This is a genomic window from Enteractinococcus coprophilus (assembly GCF_006716305.1).
Classification (GTDB): domain Bacteria; phylum Actinomycetota; class Actinomycetes; order Actinomycetales; family Micrococcaceae; genus Yaniella; species Yaniella coprophila.
The window spans coordinates 430,979-451,893 of sequence record NZ_VFOU01000003.1; the positions used below are offsets into that span (position 1 = coordinate 430,979).

Sequence of the window (20,915 nt, forward strand, 5' to 3'; positions counted from 1 at the left end):
CTACAACAAAGCGCTGTTTCGAACGTCGGTCGAGGTTCGAAACAGCGCTTTGTTGTTCGTTCTGTGCGACGAGAGTCCCGCATCGCCCGCCTACCTGGCTAGAATGTCGAAGGTAGAGTGCTCAAGCTGAACACTCATATGTACTCCACTAAAGAGTAGGACATGACGAGGCGCTTCGACGATGATTCATCTGTAACTATCGCGCCCATGCCGGAACGGAATCTAGATTTTCTCGCGTGGACGGCGCTCGTGCATGAAAATTTCCCACACATTGACCTGACCACATCAATTCCTGATAATTTCAGAGCTGGTCAACACTACGTCGCCCTCGATGACATTCAGCTGTTCGATATGGCCACTGGCCCGCACACAGTAGAACAGCAAAGGGTACTAACAGACTCCGCAGGACCGCAGCTATGCAAGCTATCCCTGCAATTTTCGGGCACTACTGAGCTCACACAAGACGGAAGAAGCTGCATATTAGCGCCTGGCGACTTAGCACTCTATGTTGCGCATCGCCCCTATCAGCTTGACTATCTAGAAGATCAACGAAGCTTAATTATCCAGTTTCCACAGGATGCGTTACACCTAGTTCAGCAGCAGGTCGCCGAGGTCACGGCCATCCCGATCAACGCTAATACCGGACTTGGTAGAGTCGCTGTTCCTCTCTTTGAACAGCTGGCTGCTAACCTGCATATCTTGCAGGGTCCACACGCGCTACGGCTGGTCCGCTCCGCATTGGAAATGCTAGTGACTGTCCTCCATGAAGCGTCTCGGCCAGGGGAAACTACGAGCCGAGAAAATCCGCTATTCGACCAAGCAGTGGCATTTATTGCCGATCACCTCTATGACCCAGAGCTGGGACCGCAAATGATCGCCGACTACTTTTATGTCTCGGTCCGACAGCTGCACAGTAAGTTCGCTGAAGAAGGCGAGACTGTAGGTACGTTTATACGGAATGAACGCTTAGGACGCATCAGAGAAGATTTGGCAGATCCAACTCGACAGAACGAAACTGTCCAAGCGATCAGCGCACGCTACGGGCTAACGGATGCCTCATACGTGTCGAAACTCTTTAAACAGGCCTACGGACAGACACCATCCCACTATCGGCACAGTATCTTCGGGAATTAACTCAGTCGCCTTCGTCAGGGGCCCAGCGATAGCGCTTCATATCGATTTTGTCCCCTGGGATCTCCAGACCTTCGTCCCGCAGCATCGGAAGTTGTTGGGGTTTCGCTACGGTACCGTCGGTGCGCACGATGCGCTGCCATGGAAGGTCCCCGCCATCCTCTTTTAATACCCAGCCAACGATCCGCGGGCTGGGGGCATCCGTCATGGCCGCGATGTCGCCGTACGAAGCCACCCGTCCGCGCGGCACGCGCGCAATGGCCGCACGGATGCGCTCATGTGTTTCCTCATCCATATCCCTATTGTCACACGGATGACTAAAACCATCATCGAGGAAAATCCGACCAAGTGGCGACAGGATTTGGGCGACATTGCTCTACGATTTTTCGCAGACCCCCGCATGACCATGCCGAAGCTTCGACGTTCAAATTGCTCACCAGTATGGCCGGACCGGCCCAAAACGTGAGGACCACACACGAGATCTGTGGCCTGCGGCGCACATCGGGGGATGTCAAAACCGCCTGTCAAAAGCTAAAGTGGCGGTACTACGACCGCTACACCATATTGGTGAACAGCAGCTGATCTATCATCTGTTTGAAGAAAGAGGAACAGCGCATGTTTGGGATATCACGTGTCGTCAAACGTATCGAAGAAGAAAAATCTTTAGACCAAATCTCTGAACCAGTCTCGAAGGTGGTCTCAAAACTTACCGACCCGGATGCGATCAAATATCTGCTGTCCGGTTCCTGGTTAGGTCATCAACTGCACCCGATGCTCACGGACTTACCAATTGGTGCGTGGATGATGGCGAGCACACTGGATATGACCGGTGGCAAAAAAATGCAGCCGGCGAGTCAACGGCTCGTAGCGCTGGGGATATTGTCCTCCATTCCAACCGCAATGACAGGAGCCTCCGATTGGGCGGACTCCTACGGTAAAGAACGTCGCGTCGGGATGGCGCACATCCTGGGCAATGTCTGGGGCACTGCTTTCCAAACTCTGTCTTGGGTGGCTCGCAAGAACGACCGACACAAACTCGGGGCGGGGTTGTCGCTGCTTGGGTTAGGGTTCACCGGCAGCGCGGCTTATCTTGGCGGACATCTCACCCTGGATATGGGCGTTGGTGTCAGCCATGCCGCATTTGAACAGCGCACTAAAAAATGGACGGATGTTGCTGCCGAAGAGGATGTACAAGAGGGCCAGCTCATTCGCGTGACCGCCAATAAAACCCCTGTGGTGTTGACTCGTCACAAAGGCGAACTGCGTGCGCTCTCTGCCACGTGCGTTCACGCCGGTGGACCGCTGGATAAAGGCCGCATCGAAGGCGATTGTATTGTGTGCCCATGGCATCACAGTAAATTCCGTATCTCCGACGGCAGCCCGATGCGCGGTCCTGCAGCAGCGAACCAACCTAGTTGGGAAATACGCGCCCAAGAAGGTCGCGTCCTAGTGAAAGCAGCCAACTAACGCGACATCGTGGGTGACGCATCGGAACATCGTGCTCGTGTGCTTCCGGTGCGTCCCGTGTTTTTAGTGAAGGATCATTTGTGAACCCAGTGTTCTATACGATTGGGCATTCGAACCGTACAATCGAAGAGTTCCTCGAGCTACTGCAGGAACACCATATTGAACACGTGGTAGATGTGCGGAAGCTTCCCGGCTCGAAACGCTATCCCCACTTTAACGCCGATACTCTTGGTGAGTTCTTAGCAGAACATGACATTGGATTTTCGCGCAGTGCAGGACTCACCGGACGACGCAACGTCAGCAAAGAGATCCCTTTCGAGGTCAATGCCTGGTGGCAGAATCGCAGTTTTCATAACTACGCTGACCACGCCTTAGCTGATGAATTCCAGAACGCACTGACAGACCTAGAAAGCTTGGGGTTACAAGTAGCTACGGCAACCATGTGCTCTGAAGCGGTCTGGTGGCGTTGTCACCGTCGGATCATCGCCGATTATCTCCTGATCAACGACCACCACGTTGAACACATTATGGGGCCCGGCCAGCTCATGAGCGCCAAGCTGAGTGACGGTGCCGTTGCGCAAGATGACGGCACAATCCACTATGCATGAGGCAAGGACCGCTAGCGTGGAAGGATCACAAGTGAAGGGTGGCCATGACAACATCTAGTGACACTGACGTCGTGCGCGTGGTGGATGCCAAGCTGCACAACCTCAAAAATGTTTCGGTCGAATTCCCGCGCGGCGCGGTTGTCGCTTTCACCGGGGTCTCAGGTTCTGGAAAATCCTCTTTGGCGTTCGGCACGATTCACGGCGAAGCACAACGCAAATATTTGGAGTCAGTGGCACCCTTTGCGCGGCGCCTCATCGGCTCGGCAGTCGACCCGCAGGTCGAACTCGTCGAGGGTATGCCACCCACGGTTGCACTAGAACAACGCACCTCGGCTGGTGGGGCTCGCTCCGACGTCGGTACCGTCTCGGCGCTATCGAACTCGCTGCGTTTGCTGTTTTCTCGATCCGGTGACCACCCCGACGACATCCTGGACCGCACACATGGCATTGCCGGTGGCCGCCTGACGGCCGGACATTTTTCGCCCTACACGACCGAGGGCATGTGTCCGGACTGTCAGGGCGTGGGCAAACAATACGAACCGACCGAAGAACTCATGGTGCCGGATCCTAATGTGAGCATCCTGGACGGCGCGATCGCAGCATGGCCCGGGGCGTGGTTAGGTAAAAACTTCCGGGAAATCCTTGAAACACTCGGCGTCGATACTGCTCGTCCCTGGCGAGAGCTGGATCAGGCCACCCGAGATTGGATCCTCTACACGGACGAAACGCCAATTATCACGGTCCTCCCGGTTCGAGAGGCCGGTCGAACCCAGGGCCCATATGAGGGCAAATGGGAATCGGTCTCTGGGTATCTGCGGCGCACTGTTGCTGCGACCCAATCGGATAAGAACCGGGCGCGAGCGCTCGCTTTCTTTACCTCTCGCACGTGCCCAACCTGTCATGGCCACCGTTTGAACCCCGCTGCACTGCAGGTCCGCTACTTGGATGCTGCTATCTGGGAGCTGACACAGCTGGATCTCAACGCGCTGCTAGACCTCTTGCAAGGGCGTTATGACCACATTACGTCGCTGGATCCACGCAACGACGGCCCAGAAATCGGGGCCGAACGCATCCTGCTGCCAACAACCCTTGCTATCCTGAATGCGGTCACGGAACTTGGGCTGGGGCATCTCACGATGGATCGCCCAGCCAATACCCTGTCTACCGGCGAATTACAGCGTCTCCGGCTCGCATCGCAAGTCCATGAGGGACTCTTCGGTGTGGCCTATGTCTTAGACGAACCCTCTGCGGGACTGCACCCGGCCGAAAAACATACCCTGTCAAAACTCTTTGCGCGCTTTATCGCCGACGGCAACTCCGTATTGTTGGTCGAACATGACATGTCGTTGGTGGCTCAGGCTGACTGGATCGTCGACGTCGGGCCCAAGGCCGGGGTTCGCGGTGGTCGGATTGTGTATTCGGGACCGACGCACGGGCTGGGCAATGTTGAAGAGTCTGTCACGGCCCGCTTTGTACACCCCGAACCGCTACGGCTCAATGATTCGGCACGTCATGCCGCCCGGGGTGCGTTGCACCTCACGGGTATTACAGCTCGCAACATCGTGGACCAGGACGTGACCATCCCGTTGGGTCAGCTCACCGCGGTCACCGGCGTGTCCGGGGCGGGCAAATCGACCTTGGTGACCCACGTTATCGGCGGGTTGGTCCAAGAGGCCGTCTCCACGACCGTCACCGATGAACCGACCGAAGAAGATGCATCGACTGAAGACGCCATTTCGGTTGCGTCGGTGGAAGGGCTCGAGCAGATTAAACGGCTGGTGCATATCACCCAGCGGCCCATCGGTCGCACGCCGAGATCCGTGGTGGCAACATATACCGGACTGTTTGATCGAGTGCGCCGAATCTTTGCCGACACCGACCAAGCCCGACGACGTGACTGGGGCATTGGGAGATTTTCGTTCAATGTTGCTGAAGGTCGCTGTTCGGAGTGCTCTGGGCTCGGGCAGATTGAAGTGGAACTCATTTTCCTTCCGGGTTCCTATGCGACCTGTCCGGTGTGTCACGGCCAACGGTTCAACCAAGAAACCCTCGAGGTTTCCTGGCGTGGATACACGGTGGCGGAGATCCTGGCGCTCTCGGTTACCGAAGCCAAGACCGTTTTCGACGATGAGCCACAGGTTCTGCGCGCACTCCAGGCGCTTGAAGCCATTGGGCTGGGATATATAACCCTGGGTCAGCGAGCCACCGAACTCTCCGGTGGCGAAGCTCAACGCGTCAAACTTGCCACCGAACTGCAGCGCAACACCGTGGCTCACACGCTTTACCTCTTGGATGAGCCCTCGACAGGGTTACACCCTGCCGACGTGAATCTTTTAAACGCGCAATTGCATCGGCTCGTAGACCAGGGACACACGGTCATACTGGCAGAACATCATCAAGCAATGATCGCTACAGCAGATTACGTCATCGACCTTGGACCGGGCGCAGGCGCAGCTGGCGGCCGGGTGGTCGCTGCCACGACTCCTGCAGGTCTGGCCGAGACTGAAGAGTCGGTCACTGGACACTATCTGGCAGCTGAGGCCACGATCACGGTCACGGATTAGCAATATCACCATTCCGCTGTTAGCGACTCAGAAAAGCATGATGGGCAAAAAAGCAACAGTTGATCCTCCATTATTTTTTGTGACCAACTTGCGGTGCACCTGTGACGGAGTGGGCAAATTTATCTATGACTTTCAGTTAACTCACCCTGCAACCGCCCAATCAACTTTGTGACGCTTTCGATTCACCTAGTGCCCAGCTTCACGAAATCCACGACTTTTTGTGGAATTCGCAGATTTGCGCGCCACCAAAAAGAGGAGGAAAGTGGATTCGTTGGAATGAAAGGTGAAACACAGCTATGCGTCCACAGGTCACAAATAGCGCAAGCGGATCGTCTGCCCAGCCGACCCGCAGTGCACAGGAAATTACACCTAAAGAACGTCGCCGCGTCCTGACGGGAACCCTGGTGGGGACCGTCATCGAATGGTACGACTTCTTCATTTATGCTCTTGCCGCAAACATCGTGTTTGCGCAACTCTTCTTCGCTCCGGCTGGTGAGGAATTCCAGCGCATTTTCTCGCTGGTCACCATTGGGCTGTCATTCTTATTCCGCCCGTTGGGTGCCGCCATCGCAGGCCGTCTGGGTGACCGGTTTGGACGCAAACCTCTCCTGGTGGTCACGCTCATCATGATGGGGATTGCAACCACCACGATGGGGCTGCTGCCCACCTACGACCAAATCGGCCTGTGGGCACCATTCCTGCTGCTCGCACTCCGTATCCTGCAGGGTATCTCAGCAGGTGGCGAATGGGGCGGCGCAGTACTTATGTCGGTGGAGTACGCACCGAAAGGTCGCCGCGGATTCTACGGCGCATTCCCACAGATCGGGGTGCCAACCGGCATGCTGCTAGCCTCCGCAGTGCTGGCAGTCGTGACCTGGATTGCCCCCGGTCAAGCTTTCTACGACTGGGGATGGCGCATCCCTTTCCTCTTGTCACTCGTCCTGGTCATCGTCGGGCTCTTCGTTCGCTCCGCAGTCGATGAATCACCGGTCTTCAACGAGATCGCTGAACTCAAGAGCAACGATAAAGCAGCTGGCAAAGCTAACGTCAAACCACCGAAACTCTTCCCGAAATTCGGCATCATCGTGATGTTCGGCATCCTGCTGATCGCAGGCAACGGTGCCTCCGGTTATATGATCACCGGAGGGTACATCCAGGGTGTTGCGACACGTCCAATTGACGACGGCGGTCTGGGCTACGACCAGGTCGGCGTCCAGCTTGCTGTACTCGTAGCCGCTGCCGTGTGGCTCATCTCGACCCTGACGTCCGGCTGGTTGGCAGATAAATACGGCCGACGCCGCATCATGGCACTGGGCTGGTTCGTCCAGGCTGCCGGGATCATCCCGCTGTTTGAATTAGTCAAAAACTTTGGGGTTACCGGCGTACTGATTGGCACATCACTACTGGCGGTTGGTCTTGGTATGACCTACGGGCCACAAGCCGTCTGGTACGCCGAACTCTTCCCAGCCTCGGTCCGCTATTCGGGTGTCTCTATCTCCTATGCTCTGGGCGCCATCCTGGGGGGCGCGTTCGCTCCAACGATTGCCGAGCTACTGCTGAACGGTTTGGGCACAACCTGGGCAATTGTGATCTACCTACTCGCGATGGCCGCTCTGGGTCTTGTCGGTACGGTCATGCTCAAAGAAACCCGCGATATTCGCATCGACTACCAGTTCGAAGCCAGTGGTGATTGGGATAAATGGAATAACCGCGAACTGCCACTGTCCGAGTGCCTCGTGGCAGACGAGCCACACCAAGCTGCCCCGGCGATGGCTGAAACCGCCTCCGCAGAACCCGCGAAGTCCTAAACACATAACAACAGCGAACCCTCTCAAAGCCCCCACACAATGGTGGCTTCTTGAGAGGGTTCGCTGCTGCTTCGTCTATTGCAGGTCTAGTACTGCAGCCCGGGTTCGGAGTAAATCTGCCCGATCGGCAGTTTCTTTTCTGCCTGGAAATCATCTTCGGCCCGCCCGTAAGCCCAGTAGGCCGACAGCGACGTGTCGGCACGATCGACGCCGCGCTCATCGTGCAGATAGACGCGCAGAGATTTCATGATCTCGCGTTCACCGTGCACAAAGGCCTGGACTCGGCCGTCTCGCCAGGCAACGTCTTTGACGGCCTGTTCGATGACGGTGGATTCGGGGGTGAAGGGTCCACCGCGATGCAGCCAGGTCACTTCGACACCGGCTGGGGCGGTCAGATTCCACTCGTCGTCGGCGGTGGCGACTTCAATGAGCGCGTGCCCCACGGCGTCGTCGGGCAGAGCAGCCAGGGCTGCACCAATGGCTGGGATGGCCGCCTCGTCACCGGCTAGCAGGTGCCAGTCGGCGGTGGGATCCGGCTGGTATTTGCCGCCCGGTCCGGAAAATTGCAGTAGGTCGCCGACTTCGGCCTGTTCAGCCCAGGGTCCGGCCAGCCCATCGGCACCGTGAATGACGAAATCCATTTTCAGGGTCTTGGCGTCGTGATCCACCGAGTGCACGGTGTAGGTGCGGCGCAGGGGCAGCTCATCTTTGGGCAGGGTTTTGCGCAGCTCATCTAAATCAAATGGCGGCTTCAGGCCTGATTCAGGGTTCTGGGGCAGCAGAAGTTTGACATATTTATCCACCGCGTCGGAATCCTGGAAGAGCTCGAAATCTTCGCCACCGAACGTGATGCGTTTGAACGTTGGGGACAGCTCCTCGACGTCCACAACCTCCATGACCATTTGGCGCGGACGTGGGCGGCGGGGACGAGTGCTCACTTCACGAGCAGACTGCTGAGTCAAGAAATCTCCTTGAATTAGAACATAGGGTTGTTACCTAATATATAAGGCTAACCTCAATACCAGGCATTGTGAAGCGAAGTCTCGGCGAGCACAATGGATTCGGCTGCTCCTCATGAAAGAAAAAAATGCTGGACATATCACAGGTCCTATCCTGTGCGACCCCGACGGGTTTACACTGGCATCACACCCAGCCCTCAAGGCAAAGGAGCACCATGTCCGACCTGACCCGGGACCAGCTCACCCACCTGGCCCAGCTGGCTCATGTGAATCTTACGGAAGAGGAATTGGATCGGATGTCAGGAGAGGTGAGCAAGATTCTCGACTCGGTTGCCAAGGTCCAAGAAGTTGATACCAAGCACGTGATGCCAACGTCGCATCCGATTGCTTTGACGAATGTATACCGGGACGACGTCGTCGGTCCCGTGTTGAGTCAGCACGAGGCGCTGACCGGTGCGCCCGAGGTCGAGGCGGGGCAGTTCAAGGTGCCAGCAATTTTGCACGCGGAGGGTGACCGATGAGCCCGGCAGAGATGATTCGACTGACCGCTTTAGAGATGGCCGAGCACCTGCGGGCCGGGACGTTTACATCGGTGGAGCTCACGCGCGCGCATTTCGAGCGCATCAATCAGGTTGATGGCACCGCTGATGAGGGCGTCCACGCGTTTTTACATCTCAACCAAGACGAAGCGCTGGCCGTGGCAGCCGAGGTCGATGCGATCCGGACGGCCGGTGGCCCCGAGGCGGATGAGCTTCACCCGCTGGCCGGGGTGCCGATTGCGATTAAAGACAACATTGTCACGATCGGCCAGCCCACGACTGCGGCGTCGAAAATTTTAGAGGGGTGGATGCCACCCTATGATGCCACCGTGGTCCGCACGATCCGGGCTGCGAAACTGCCGATTCTGGGCAAGACGAACCTGGACGAGTTCGCGATGGGATCCACCACCGAATACTCGGCCTACGGGGTGACGCGTAATCCGTGGGATCTGAACCGCGCGCCCGGTGGTTCCGGTGGCGGTTCGGCGGCTGCGGTCGGGGCCTTTATGGCACCGCTGGCCTTGGGCAGTGACACGGGCGGTTCGATCCGTGAACCGGCTGCATTCACCGGAACGGTCGGCACCAAACCAACGTATGGGTCGGTGTCGCGCTACGGGTTGATTGCCATGGCGTCGTCGTTGGATCAGATTGGTCCCGTAACTCGTACCACCGCTGATGCTGCCGCACTGCATGAACTGATCGCCGGGCATGATCCGAAGGACTCGACGTCGTTGCACACCCAGTGGAATACGCTGCTGGAGGCAACCACTGATCAGGACTTGTCCGGGGTCCGCATTGGCGTCCTCGAGGAATTTCAGGGTCCGGGTTTCTCAGCAGAAATCTGGGAGAAATTCCAGGAAACCCTAGACCTGTTGCGTGACGCCGGTGCCGAGGTCACTACGGTCGACTGCCCACACATCCCCTACGCCTTACACGCGTACTATTTGATTGTGCCCTCGGAGGTGTCGTCGAACCTCGCGCGCTTTGATGGGATTCGTTATGGCAACCGGGTGGTCCCCGACGGTGGCGGGACCGTGGCCGAGGTCATGGCCGCGACCCGCGCCGCCGGTTTCGGTGATGAGGCCAAGCGCCGCATTATGCTGGGGACTTTCGCCCTATCGGCCGGATATGTGGACGCCTACTACGGAACCGCCCAGCGGGTCCGCACGCTGGTCATCCAAGATCTGAAGCATGCATTTGAGCACGTTGACGTGTTAATTTCCCCGACGACGCCGACGGTGGCCGTCAAACTGGGCGATCAATTGGAAGAACCGTTGAGTATGTATCTCAACGACGTCGTCACGATTCCGGCGAATCTGGCGGGGATCCCGGCGATTTCGATCCCGGGTGGCACCGCGGAGCATGACATGCCGGTGGGTCTGCACATTCAAGGCCCGGCGAAATCGGATGCCACCGTGTATCGGGTGGCGTCGGCCATTGAAGCCCTGATCGAAGCCGAACAGGGCAAGCCGTTTTATGACCGGGCGCCCGAGGTGCCGCAAGTTCAAGGAGCTCGTTCATGACCGCAACCACCACGCTGACCTTCGCCGACGCCGTGGCACACTTCGAACCGGTGTTAGGGTTTGAAATCCACGTGGAGCTCAACACGGCGACCAAGATGTTCTCGCAAGCCCCCAATGCTTTCGGAGATGAGCCCAATACGAATGTGACCGAGGTGGATTTAGGCATGCCCGGAGTGCTGCCGGTGGTGAATCGCACCGCGGTCGAATCGGCCATCAAGCTCGGGCTGGCCCTGAACTGCACGATCGCGCCGCGCTCCGAATTTGCGCGTAAGCACTATTTCTATCCGGATCTGCCCAAGAACTTTCAGACCTCACAGTACGAACAGGCGATTGCCCACGACGGCTGGGTCGATGTCGAACTCGACGACGGCACAGTCTTCCGGGTGGAGATTGAGCGCGCTCACCTGGAAGAAGACGCCGGCAAACTGACCCACATGGGCGAATCGGGGCGCATTCACTCGGCCTCGTACGCACTGGTGGACTACAACCGCGCCGGGGTCCCACTCATTGAGGTCGTGTCCAAACCGATTTCGGGTGCCGGTGACCGGGCCCCCGAACTCGCGAAAGTCTACGTGCAAACGATTCGCGAAATCGTCCGTGCCTTGGGGATCTCCGATGCTCGCATGGAGCGCGGCAATCTGCGTTGCGACGCCAACGTGTCCCTGATGCCCAAGGACGCCACACAGTTTGGGACTCGCACCGAAACCAAAAACGTCAACTCACTGCGGGCCATCGGGTATGCGGTGGATTATGAGATCCGCCGCCAAGCCGCCGTCCTGAGCGCGGGCGATCCGGTGGTGCAACAGACTCGCCACTGGCAGGAAGACACCCGCACGACGACGCCGGGCCGCACCAAATCCGACGCCGATGATTACCGGTATTTTCCCGAACCCGATCTGGTCCCAATTGAAGTGGATCAAGCCTGGCTCGATCGTCTGGCCGCCCAACTGCCGGAATTGCCTGTGGAGCGTCGTCGGCGACTCAAAACCGAGTGGGGTCTGTCGGATGCGGTCTTCCGGGACATGGTCAACGCCGATGCGTTGGATGTGGTCGAACAGACGATTACGGCCGGGGCCTCCCCCGGTGCCGCCAGTAAATGGTGGATGGGTGAAATCGCCCGATTGGCCCATGCGGCAGATGTCGCAGTTACCGAACTGGGCATCACCCCGCACCACGTCGTTGAGCTCGAAACCCTCACCACGGCCGGTACGATCAATGACCGGTTGGCTCGTCAAGTGTTGGGACATGTGGCCGACGGCGAGGGCAGCCCAGCCGAAGTGGTCGAGGCGCGTTCGTTGGCGGTGGTCTCCGACGATGCGGCTCTCACAGCGGCAATCGATACAGCGATTGCCTCAAACCCAGACGTTGTCGCAAAGGTGCAAGCCGGGAAAACCCAGGCGATCGGAGCCCTGATCGGCCCGGTCATGCAGGCGACCGGTGGCAAGGCCGATGCCGGACGCGTTCGTCAACTCTTAGCCGAAAAGCTCGGGCTGCAAGCCTAGCGCCGATCAAGCACAGACAGCACCCGCCCCGGATTCGTACACTGACACCATGCGACTTCTTACCCCTGGCAGTACAGTAGATGACCCAATGGACACCTACCTGGCGGTGGACCGCAGTGCCCCGCGCCACGAGTGCTGGGTCACCGGACACATGGTTGCCGGACTTGATGGTACCGCAGCAATCGGCGGCAAGGTGGGCGCGTTATCCACCGACGTCGACCAGGACCTCTTCCGGCGCATGCGCCAAATCGCCGACGTCGTGTTAGTCGGCGCCGAAACGGTACGCAAGGAAGGTTACGGGCTCGTTCGGTTATCGGATGAGGCAATGGCCGCCCGTGAGGCCCTGGGCAAACCGCCTACTCCCCCGGTGGCCATTGTCAGCGGCAGCCTGGATTTGAATTGGCAGCTCAAGCTGTTTCGGGAAGCACCCGAATATGCCAAAACCATGATCATCACCAGCGAATCGGCCGATCCGGATGCCCTGGCTGAAGCCAAACAACACGCCGAAATCATTTTTGCCGGCACCACCCGTGTCGAACCCGACGTCGCGCTGCAGGCCTTCGCCCAACGCGGGTACCAGATCGTGCTGTGTGAAGGCGGTCCAACGCTACTCGGCGAGTTCGTGGCGGCCGATCGGCTTGATGAGTTGTTGTTATCAATTGCCCCGGTCATGGGTGGCGATAATCTCCCGGTTGGCGTAACCCCCGAGGGCGCTGGGATCGCTCGGTATGAACTCCAACACGTCATGCACGAAGACCACACCCTGTTTTTGCGATACGAGGCCCTTCGAGACGAGGATCCCCACGATGTCTAACCCCTTTGCGACGCTGATGAGCTCCGAAAACACCTCGCTGATCGTCGTCACCACTGCGGCGGAAAATGTGCGCGCTGGCTGTGTGGTCAGCTATCACACCCAGGCCAGCATGAAGCCTCAGCACTACAACATCTGGTTATCCAAGGCCAACCACACGTATAAAATCGGGCTGCTCGCCGAGACCTTCGGTGTTCATTTCCTGACCCAGGACGATCTGGCCTGGGCCGAACACTTTGCGACCATGTCGGGTCAAGACACCGATAAGTTCGCGGACCTCGAGGTCGAAATGCGCCAGGGCGTGCCCCTGCTGACAGCTCTCCCAAACAGGATGGTCATCGAACAGATTTCGATGCTCGACGACGGCGGCGACCATGTCTGTGTGACCGCCCGCGTGATCGAAGCTGAAAGCCCAGGGCACTTCACGCCGCTTCGACTCAGCGACATCGGTGACCTCCGCCCGGCACACGATAGCTCCGAACGCATTATCCAACCCTAACTTCGCGGGTTTCCTCGCTACGTCCTGTCAGGCGTTGGTGGCCGCAGTGTCTAGACTGGAGACATGAGTATCTCTGTTTCCGCTGTGCTGCGTACCAGCGCAATTGCCTTGACCGCCGGTCTGCTGCTAGCTGGCTGTTCTTCCGATGACGCCGAAACCCCCAACAATGGGAGCAGCCAATCAGCTGTCGAGAGACCGGAAGCCCCAGCTGAAACGGCACAGGAAACCGAGCTCGTCGAGACGTTGGAAACAGATTTTGACGTCACCCAAGCGATGACCATGGAAGACCAGTGGCCGGATATCTACGCGATGGCTTCCGCACTGTCGGGCACCGAAGACCCTGACCTGTGTCAGCAAGCCGGTGCGACCCAATATAATCTTCTGCTGGATGCTCAGCCGGCCGGAGTGCGCGCTACGTTCGACGCCGAAGCCCACCTCGATGAACACGCCAGCGGAGAAACCGTCACCGTGTTTTATGGCAATGACGCCGCAGGCACCCAAAAACTCCATGAAGTATACGAGCAAACGGATACCGCGTGCGTGAAAGAAGACGGCTCCGAGATCAAACATGATGTCACCTCAGCTGAGGCAGCCGGTAGACAGGTCGAGGTCCACACCTGGGAAGTTGTGGTCACAGACCAGCTGACCGGGCGCATGGTCGATGTGGTCTCCGAGGAGATTTTCCTACGCTATGCGGCCGCCTATCCTCCACAAGTCATTGTCGAGGATCTTGACGCTGATGCGGCCGAGCAATTCAATGACGCCGCCACCGAGCGGGCCCTGGAAATTTTTACAGCAGCCGTGTCCAAATAACACTACGGGTGGGTCATACCGCTTTCGTTGCGCATACCCTCTGCGCTGCCGTCCTGCGCAGTTTAAGATAAGGGTATGACGCAAACACAGTATGTGCCCTCGGGTAGCGAGGTTGTGCAGTCCCTACCGTGGAAATGGAATGTCCAGGGCCGGATTTTTATCATCGGTGGCCTGGGCTTTATGTTCGACGCTTGGGATGTCTCCCTCAACGGGATTCTCATTCCGTTGCTGTCCGAGGAGTGGAACCTTGAACCGGGCCAAGCCGCGTGGATCGGGACAGCCAATCTGCTGGGGATGGCACTGGGCGCGTTCGTGTGGGCGACCATCGCCGATAGGATCGGGCGCAAAGCCGCCTTTAGCGCAACGATTGCGGTGTTTGCGGGCTTCACGATCGCCGGAGTTTTTGCCACCGACATCGTAGTGTTTGCCCTGTTACGGTTCATGGCCGGCTTCGGGCTGGGTGGTGCGATCCCGGTGGACTACGCCCTGGTTGGTGAATTCACCCCGCGTAAACACCGCGGCCGGGTCCTGACCGCGATGGATGCCTGGTGGCCGGTTGGTGCCGCATTAGCCGGTTTCGTTTCCGCCTGGTTTGTTACCATGTGGGCCGACTGGCGCCCGCCACTGCTGGCCATGGTCTTGCCCGCTATCCTGTTGATCTTTGTGCGGTTGTGGATCCCGGAATCGCCAATGTTTTTGATCCGCACCAACCAGCACGAAAAGGCCCGGCAGGTCATCGACGGATTGGTCAAAGCAACCGGCACCACACCTGTGCAATACCGGTTGGACACGATGCAAGACGTCCCGAAAATGTCCGCCGGCGCGGTATTTGAGCAGCTACGAGGTGTCTGGAAATTCTCCTGGCGCACCACCTTGGCCGTGTGGCTCCTGTTTTTGACTGTGATGTTTGTCTACTACGTATCGTTGCAGTGGCTACCAACGTTCCTCATGGACGCCGGATTCGCCCAAACCCAAGCGTTTCTGACCACCGGTGGCATGGCTGCCATCGGGCTCGTCGGGGCGCTGGTGGCGACCTTCCTGGTAGAAAAAACCGGCCGCAAACCACTCCTGGCCGTCTCTGCGGTCGTAGGTTCCATTTTGTTGGTCCTCGTGGCAGCTTTCCTGCATGTGCCGGCCGCGGTCTTACCGTTGGTGCTGATCTATGGGTTGATCATCCAGGTGGCTATCCCGGTCATGTACGCCTACGCCTCGGAAGTGTACCCCACCAGCCTGCGGTCGTCGGGCTTCGGTTGGGCCTCAGCGGTCTCGCGCATTTCCGCCGGGATCGGGCCGCTGCTGTTTGTCACGCACCTGATCCCAACGTTCGGACTGACCGGCGCATTTACCTTCGCTGCTGCCACCGTTGTGGTCGCCGTCATTGCCATGTTCTTGCTGGCGCCAGAGACCACGGGCAAAGATTTGCAGGATGTGTAGTTTTCGTGTTGGATCAAGGGGTGAATATTCGTCAGGCTCACTGACGAGGTCTGCACACCTTCTGGCAGGATTCACTTATCTCCTCAAGGTCCCACCACATCCGGTGGGTATCTTGTGTTGTTCTGTTATCTTGTGAAAGGTCGATGCAGTCATGTCTCACCCCACGACGCAACCTGCCAGCCCGTTTCGCGTGATCGCTATCCTGTCGGTCGCAGCGTTCGTGGTGATCCTCAATGAAACCATCATGTCGGTGGCCTTGCCCCGACTAATGCAGGAATTCGATATCACCGAAGCCACCGTCCAGTGGGTGACCACCGCGTTTATGCTCACCATGGCCGTGGTCATCCCAACGACCGGCTGGATTCTGACTCGGTTTCGAATCCGCAGCGTCTATCTCGCGGCGATGGCCATCTTCACCGTCGGCACCGTGGTGGCTGCACTGGCACCGGTCTTTCTGATGCTGGTGATCGGCCGAGTCATCCAAGCGATCGGCACGGCAATCATGATGCCGTTGCTCATGACCACCGTATTAAACCTGGTGCCATTTGAAAAACGCGGCCGCGTGATGGGGATCGTCGGAATGGTCATCTCCGCGGCCCCGGCGCTGGGCCCGACCGTGGGCGGCATCATCCTAGAACAACTCGATTGGCGCTGGATGTTCTGGACCGTGCTGCCGATCGCCGTGTTGACGCTGATCATCGGCGGAGCCATGATGCGCAACATCACCCAAACCCGCCCGATGCGGTTAGATATGCTTTCCGTTGTGTTGTCGGCCGTTGGGTTCGCGGGCCTCATTTACGGACTGAGTTCATTAGGTGAGGCCGCCCGCGGGGTCGCCATCGTCCCCGCCTGGATTCCGCTGGTCATCGGTGGGGTGTCGCTGACCATCTTCGTGTTGCGCCAGCTGGCCATGGGCACCAACGCGTTCCTGAATGTCCGCGTGTTCGCCGTCCCGACCTACGCGTTTGCGATCATGTTGACCATTATTTCTTCGATGGCAATGTTCGGCACGTTTATCGTTCTGCCGATCTATATCCAACAGGTCTTAGGTTTTGACCCCCAGGTGGCCGGCATGGTCATGCTGCCCTCGGGTGTGCTCATGGGTGTGCTGGGGATTTTTGTGGGACGCATGTTCGACGCCGTCGGCGCTCGCCCACTGCTCATCCCCGGCTCAATTATTGCCGCAAGTGGACTGTGGGGCATGGTGACCCTGCACGCGCACAGCCCACTGTGGACGGTCATTTTGTGGAATATTTTGATGGCGGTGGGCATCGGCATGATGATGGGGCCGCTCATGACTTCGGCGCTGTCTGCCCTGCCCGGCAGTCTCTATCAACATGGTTCGGCGATCTTCTCAACACTGCAACAGGTGGCCGCCGCCGGTGGGACTGCCCTGTACATCACCGTCATGTCCGTGGCCGCGGTGGTCGGCGCCGGGCAAGGTAAAGACCCGCTGGCAGCCCAGATGACCGGTATGCATAACGCACTGATCTGTGGCGCGGTACTCATGCTAATCCCGGTCATCGGGGCGATCTTCTTCCGCGCGAAACCCCACACCGACCAACCGGCAGCGACACAGCCGACCGACTAGGCGTCGTCGTCGGTGGTACGACGGCGTTGTGCCTCCCCGCGCTCGTAGCTGGTGCGCGCGTCATGGACTTTGCGCAGGTCGCGCATCCGTTTGCCGGGCGCATTCCGCGGGCGTGGTCCGGTTGTGGCGGCGATACGGTAATCGATTGGCTCGCTGTCTGGTGTCAGTCGGTCTGCACCTTCCGCCTCATCAAGGTGATAGAGGTCTCCGACGTGTTCGGAGAACAGTTTCATGCGGCGCTCCAACTGGGCTTGGGTAGCTAGCGCTGAATCGAGTCGCAGCCCGCGGTAGACGGCGAGCGCCATGAACACCATGATGATCGAAAACGGCAGGGCGGTGGCCAGCGAGGCTGCCTGGAGGCCTTCGAGTCCTCCGGCGAGCAGCAGTCCAATGGCGATCGCACCTTCGAGTCCGGAGAACATGATCCGTGACCAGGTCGGTGGGTTCGGGTGGCCTCCTGCGGTGAGCATATTCATGACCAAAGAACCGGAATCCGAGGAGGTAATAAAGAACAGCACCACCAGGATGATTCCGATGACCGAAAAGACCGTACCCAGCGGCAGGTCTTGTAACACGGTAAACAGTGAGCCTTCGGGTGAGACTTCGCCGTCGACCACCAGGTCGCGTTCGCCAAAGAGCTGACGGTAGATACCAGAACCGCCTAGCACACCGAACCAGATCATTCCGACCAGGGTGGGGACCAACATAACGCCGATGATGAATTCACGGATCGTGCGGCCGCGCGAGACGCGAGCGATGAAGATGCCCACAAACGGTGCCCAAGCGATCCACCAGCCCCAGTAGAACAGGGTCCAGCTGGAATACCAGGTGCTGTCTTCAGCGGTCGCATACGCGCCGACGTCAAAGGACATTTCAAGGAAGTTCGCCAACCAGACACCCAGCGATTCAATGAAGTTTTCGACTAAGAACAACGTGGGGCCGAGTAACAGCACGGAGACCACTAAGACGCCCGCCAGGGATAAGTTAATCGAGGAGATCCACTTCATGCCTTTGCCGATACCAGATACCACCGAGGCGGTAGCGATGAAAGTGATGACGATGATCAGGATGACCAGCAGTGTGGTGTCTGCCTGATCGACGATCCCCAGGTGTTGCAGCCCGGTGGCAATCTGTTGCACACCTAGGCCCAGCGAAGTGGCCACCCCGGCCATCGTGCCGAAAATGGCCAGCACATCAATCGTGTCACCCATCCAGCCTCTGACGCGTTGGGCACCGATCAGCGGTTCAAAGACCCACCGGATCGACACTGGCCGACCGCGGCGGTGGATCGTATAGGCAACCCCCAGGCCCAGCACCCCGTAGACCGCCCAGGGGTGCAAGCCCCAGTGCAAGAAGGTTTGGGCCATCCCCATTTGGGCGAGTTCTTCCGGGCTGCCTTCCCACCCTGGTTTGGGGTCTACGGTCGCATAGGTCAACGGTTCGCCAACCCCGTAGAAGATCAGCCCGATGCCCATTCCGGTGGCAAACAGCATGGAGAACCAGGCGCCGCGGGAGAACTCGGGTTCGTCTTCGGGTGCCCCCAGCTTGATCCGCCCGTATTTGGACAGTGCCACATACAAGCAAAAGATAATGAACCCGAACATGATCAGGATGTAATACCAGCCCAGGGTGTCAACGATCCAGGATTGAGTACTCAGCAGGGCCTGGCCCGAGGCGTCGGGAAAGATAATCGAGATCGCGGCGGTCAGCAGCAGCACGATAATTGCCGGGTAGAACACCCGCGGTGTGATCAGCCCGCGTTTCAGGCGCACCCCCTGGCGCAGGAGTTTCATGGTCGTGGCGTCATCGGAATCCATGTTGCGGATCTGGACGTCCCACGGCAAAACGTCGGAACGGTCTTGGGCCTGTAAATCCTCGACCTGCTCGTCGACTTCGGGGTCGGTTTTGACCACCGGATCAACAACTTCTGGCGGTTTTTCCTCCTCCGAGGGCTTGCGGTCATCAGTGTTGTCCGACATGGGGATGTCCTTTCCACGTGATACTGCTGGTGCAGTCGATGCTGCTGTGTTGGTTTCCCATCCTAGAGAAGTCACCTTGCAGAAGATAACTCGTGGTCAACGCACCATCACCGTTGCCCAGTGCCGGTACCTAACACCGCACCGTCGGCGTCCAGAGCTTCAATGACTACATAGTCGTGTGAGCCCTCAAGTGGGATAGCGGTTTCGAATCCAGTTTTGTCGACGACGGCGAGTTCACGTGTACTGCCCGCATCATGGCCGGTAAGCACTCGCCACTGAGCGACTTCGGTCGCGCCGTTCCATGAAACGTACACGGTCTCAGCGCCCTGGCCGTTTTGTTGTACAACGACGGTCGGATCGGTCGTAGGATGGCCTTCCCAGTCGCCCTTATACGCTCGGTAACTGCCACCGCCCCCGTCGGAGTTCTCGTGGCAGGCATCGCCATGACATACATCGTAGATCAGCTCGCCGTCGTGAGTATATTCCGAGTAGTAGGGTTGTTGGCCCCAACCGATAAACATATTGCCGTTTTCCAATAGCTGCGTGTTCGCCATAGAACCCGCCGGACGTTCTGTTGGGGGAAGATATTCGGTCGCCACACGGGCGGTCATCGTGTCGTCGTCGAGGCTTAAGCGCAACCCGCGGGATGATTTGTCGCCGTCGGCATTGCGTGCGTGGTTATCAAACAGTGTGAGCGTGCCATCAGTGTCGCGGGCTGCGCTATGTTGCCAGGCAAACACGGCGTCGTCGTCGAGGGCAAAATCGCTGGCGACTCCCCCGAGCGTCCATTCGATGTCGCCGGTGTCGCGGTTAATCTTATATACCGCATTCGTATGGCGTGCCGAGGCCAGGATCGCCCCGTCGTCGTCCACCGTGGCCGAGTTGATGTGGAAATAATCAAACGGGTTATCAAAGGTGCCGAGTTCAGGTTGGTCTTCTTCGGCGTCGGCGCCTGCTTCGTCGTCGAAGTCCAACAGGCCCTCCGTGAGCGGAACATGATCCACGGAGCTCCATTCAAAGACCACCTCACCTGTAGCAATGTCGATTTCCTGAATTACGCCGTCGTGAATCCAGCCCTCGCGCGGGCCGCCGACATGCGAGAGGTCAGCGGGCTTTTTGACATACGCTAATACCAACATGGTGCCGTCATCGGTGATGACCGCGTCGTGGAAATCGGTTTCGTGGGGTGGCAACGAGCCGCCGGTCGTGACCGTATCGAAGACCTGATACTGGTCATTCATCAGAAAGATATCGCCGTAGCCATACCCGATCGCGGCAGGACCTTTGAAGTACGTCAGGATCGTCTCGCCCCGGTACTGCTGGGGACGCAGATCGAAGTGGCCGGTATCATCGACATGCAACTTCGACGGATCCATCCACACGAGCTCGCCGGTGGCATCCAGAATCATGGCCGCACTGGAGGGCGTTTCGGTCTCATAGTCAACGGTCAGAAAAATGTACTCATCGGATTCGGCGTACTCCTCACCCCAGGCCGGGCCCTGAGTGAATTCCAATTCTGGGGGTTTCAGATCGGGCCGAGAGACGAAATCATGGTGCGGAACCGGTGGCTCATCCGACTCGGTTTCGGCGTCGGCACTACCGCATCCGGCGCACACCAGCGCGAATACGGCCGTCGCGCCGACAGCAACCAACCGGCGACGGGATTTGGTGTGCGTCTCCATAGCAT

The 20,915-nt window shown here is 58.4% G+C and carries 17 protein-coding genes; 13 read left to right on the forward strand and 4 right to left on the reverse strand.

Going from position 1 to position 20,915, the window contains the following annotated elements; translation table 11 throughout:
- Positions 1–162: 162 nt before the first annotated feature.
- Entirely contained in the window at positions 163–1,134 is a 972-nt protein-coding gene (locus tag FB556_RS09980) for an AraC-like ligand-binding domain-containing protein (RefSeq protein ID WP_141867229.1), read from the forward strand.
- Between the two features lies 1 nt (position 1,135).
- Here FB556_RS09980 and FB556_RS09985 read toward each other — a convergent pair whose 3' ends face one another.
- Complete coding sequence (locus FB556_RS09985; protein WP_141867231.1) at positions 1,136–1,426, reverse strand: MGMT family protein; 291 nt, start codon at positions 1,424–1,426, stop codon at positions 1,136–1,138.
- Between the two features lie 320 nt (positions 1,427–1,746).
- On the opposite strand from FB556_RS09985, the gene FB556_RS09990 reads away from it, so the two are divergent.
- The 4 genes from FB556_RS09990 to FB556_RS10005 all read left to right on the forward strand — a co-directional run bounded on the left by FB556_RS09990 (position 1,747) and on the right by FB556_RS10005 (position 7,578).
- Positions 1,747–2,598 carry a Rieske (2Fe-2S) protein gene (locus FB556_RS09990; protein WP_141867233.1) on the forward strand — a complete coding sequence of 284 codons (852 nt, stop codon included), beginning with the start codon at positions 1,747–1,749 and terminating at the stop codon, positions 2,596–2,598.
- Between the two features lie 80 nt (positions 2,599–2,678).
- Complete coding sequence (locus FB556_RS09995; protein WP_141867235.1) at positions 2,679–3,206, forward strand: DUF488 domain-containing protein; 528 nt, start codon at positions 2,679–2,681, stop codon at positions 3,204–3,206.
- A 44-nt stretch (positions 3,207–3,250) separates the two neighbouring features.
- On the forward strand, positions 3,251–5,770 hold the full coding sequence (locus FB556_RS10000) for an excinuclease ABC subunit UvrA (RefSeq protein WP_141867236.1): 2,520 nt from the start codon (positions 3,251–3,253) through the stop codon (positions 5,768–5,770).
- Between the two features lie 296 nt (positions 5,771–6,066).
- Positions 6,067–7,578 carry an MFS transporter gene (locus tag FB556_RS10005; protein ID WP_246057374.1) on the forward strand — a complete coding sequence of 504 codons (1,512 nt, stop codon included), beginning with the start codon at positions 6,067–6,069 and terminating at the stop codon, positions 7,576–7,578.
- Positions 7,579–7,664: 86 nt separating this feature from the next.
- Here FB556_RS10005 and FB556_RS10010 read toward each other — a convergent pair whose 3' ends face one another.
- Complete coding sequence (locus FB556_RS10010) at positions 7,665–8,540, reverse strand: siderophore-interacting protein (protein WP_246057376.1); 876 nt, start codon at positions 8,538–8,540, stop codon at positions 7,665–7,667.
- A gap of 212 nt (positions 8,541–8,752) precedes the next feature.
- Between FB556_RS10010 and gatC the strand changes: the two genes are divergently transcribed.
- The 8 genes from gatC (at position 8,753) to FB556_RS10050 (ending at position 17,249) form a co-directional block, all read left to right on the forward strand.
- Positions 8,753–9,058: an Asp-tRNA(Asn)/Glu-tRNA(Gln) amidotransferase subunit GatC gene (gene gatC / locus FB556_RS10015; RefSeq protein ID WP_141867238.1), complete on the forward strand. Its 306-nt coding sequence runs from the start codon at positions 8,753–8,755 to the stop codon at positions 9,056–9,058.
- Positions 9,055–10,599: an Asp-tRNA(Asn)/Glu-tRNA(Gln) amidotransferase subunit GatA gene (gene gatA / locus FB556_RS10020; RefSeq protein ID WP_141867240.1), complete on the forward strand. Its 1,545-nt coding sequence runs from the start codon at positions 9,055–9,057 to the stop codon at positions 10,597–10,599. Before gatC ends, gatA begins: the two co-directional genes overlap by 4 nt.
- Positions 10,596–12,101: an Asp-tRNA(Asn)/Glu-tRNA(Gln) amidotransferase subunit GatB gene (gene gatB, locus FB556_RS10025; RefSeq protein ID WP_141867242.1), complete on the forward strand. Its 1,506-nt coding sequence runs from the start codon at positions 10,596–10,598 to the stop codon at positions 12,099–12,101. Before gatA ends, gatB begins: the two co-directional genes overlap by 4 nt.
- A 49-nt stretch (positions 12,102–12,150) precedes the next feature.
- Positions 12,151–12,915, forward strand: coding sequence for a dihydrofolate reductase family protein (locus FB556_RS10030; RefSeq protein ID WP_141867243.1), 765 nt, complete (start codon positions 12,151–12,153; stop codon positions 12,913–12,915).
- Positions 12,908–13,411 carry a flavin reductase family protein gene (locus FB556_RS10035; RefSeq protein ID WP_141867245.1) on the forward strand — a complete coding sequence of 168 codons (504 nt, stop codon included), beginning with the start codon at positions 12,908–12,910 and terminating at the stop codon, positions 13,409–13,411. The genes FB556_RS10030 and FB556_RS10035 overlap by 8 nt, the downstream gene beginning before the upstream one ends.
- A 63-nt stretch (positions 13,412–13,474) precedes the next feature.
- Positions 13,475–14,224, forward strand: a complete 750-nt coding sequence (locus FB556_RS10040; protein ID WP_141867247.1) for a hypothetical protein — start codon at positions 13,475–13,477, stop codon at positions 14,222–14,224.
- Between the two features lie 75 nt (positions 14,225–14,299).
- A complete protein-coding gene (locus FB556_RS10045; RefSeq protein ID WP_141867249.1) occupies positions 14,300–15,658 on the forward strand; it encodes an MFS transporter in 1,359 nt (452 codons plus the stop codon).
- 151 nt (positions 15,659–15,809) lie between these two features.
- Complete coding sequence (locus FB556_RS10050; protein ID WP_141867250.1) at positions 15,810–17,249, forward strand: MDR family MFS transporter; 1,440 nt, start codon at positions 15,810–15,812, stop codon at positions 17,247–17,249.
- Here FB556_RS10050 and FB556_RS10055 read toward each other — a convergent pair.
- Both FB556_RS10055 and FB556_RS10060 read right to left on the reverse strand, forming a co-directional pair.
- Positions 17,246–19,228, reverse strand: a complete 1,983-nt coding sequence (locus tag FB556_RS10055; RefSeq protein ID WP_141867252.1) for a BCCT family transporter — start codon at positions 19,226–19,228, stop codon at positions 17,246–17,248. The two genes, FB556_RS10050 and FB556_RS10055, sit on opposite strands and share 4 nt — an antisense overlap.
- Positions 19,229–19,335: 107 nt before the next feature.
- Entirely contained in the window at positions 19,336–20,910 is a 1,575-nt protein-coding gene (locus FB556_RS10060) for an arylsulfotransferase family protein (protein WP_141867254.1), read from the reverse strand.
- Positions 20,911–20,915 lie beyond the last annotated feature (5 nt).

Excerpts from the sequence above, each read along its gene's own strand:
- FB556_RS10050 (WP_141867250.1), top strand. The coding sequence starts at position 15,810 with ATGTCTCACCCCACGACGCAACCTGCCAGCCCGTTTCGCGTGATCGCT.
- gatA (WP_141867240.1), top strand. The coding sequence starts at position 9,055 with ATGAGCCCGGCAGAGATGATTCGACTGACCGCTTTAGAGATGGCCGAG.
- FB556_RS09985 (WP_141867231.1), bottom strand. The coding sequence starts at position 1,426 with ATGGATGAGGAAACACATGAGCGCATCCGTGCGGCCATTGCGCGCGTG.
- FB556_RS09990 (WP_141867233.1), top strand. The coding sequence starts at position 1,747 with ATGTTTGGGATATCACGTGTCGTCAAACGTATCGAAGAAGAAAAATCT.
- FB556_RS10045 (WP_141867249.1), top strand. The coding sequence starts at position 14,300 with ATGACGCAAACACAGTATGTGCCCTCGGGTAGCGAGGTTGTGCAGTCC.
- FB556_RS10040 (WP_141867247.1), top strand. The coding sequence starts at position 13,475 with ATGAGTATCTCTGTTTCCGCTGTGCTGCGTACCAGCGCAATTGCCTTG.
- FB556_RS09980 (WP_141867229.1), top strand. The coding sequence starts at position 163 with ATGACGAGGCGCTTCGACGATGATTCATCTGTAACTATCGCGCCCATG.
- FB556_RS10035 (WP_141867245.1), top strand. The coding sequence starts at position 12,908 with ATGTCTAACCCCTTTGCGACGCTGATGAGCTCCGAAAACACCTCGCTG.
- FB556_RS10030 (WP_141867243.1), top strand. The coding sequence starts at position 12,151 with ATGCGACTTCTTACCCCTGGCAGTACAGTAGATGACCCAATGGACACC.
- FB556_RS10055 (WP_141867252.1), bottom strand. The coding sequence starts at position 19,228 with ATGTCGGACAACACTGATGACCGCAAGCCCTCGGAGGAGGAAAAACCG.
- gatC (WP_141867238.1), top strand. The coding sequence starts at position 8,753 with ATGTCCGACCTGACCCGGGACCAGCTCACCCACCTGGCCCAGCTGGCT.
- gatB (WP_141867242.1), top strand. The coding sequence starts at position 10,596 with ATGACCGCAACCACCACGCTGACCTTCGCCGACGCCGTGGCACACTTC.
- FB556_RS10005 (WP_246057374.1), top strand. The coding sequence starts at position 6,067 with ATGCGTCCACAGGTCACAAATAGCGCAAGCGGATCGTCTGCCCAGCCG.
- FB556_RS10060 (WP_141867254.1), bottom strand. The coding sequence starts at position 20,910 with ATGGAGACGCACACCAAATCCCGTCGCCGGTTGGTTGCTGTCGGCGCG.
- FB556_RS10000 (WP_141867236.1), top strand. The coding sequence starts at position 3,251 with ATGACAACATCTAGTGACACTGACGTCGTGCGCGTGGTGGATGCCAAG.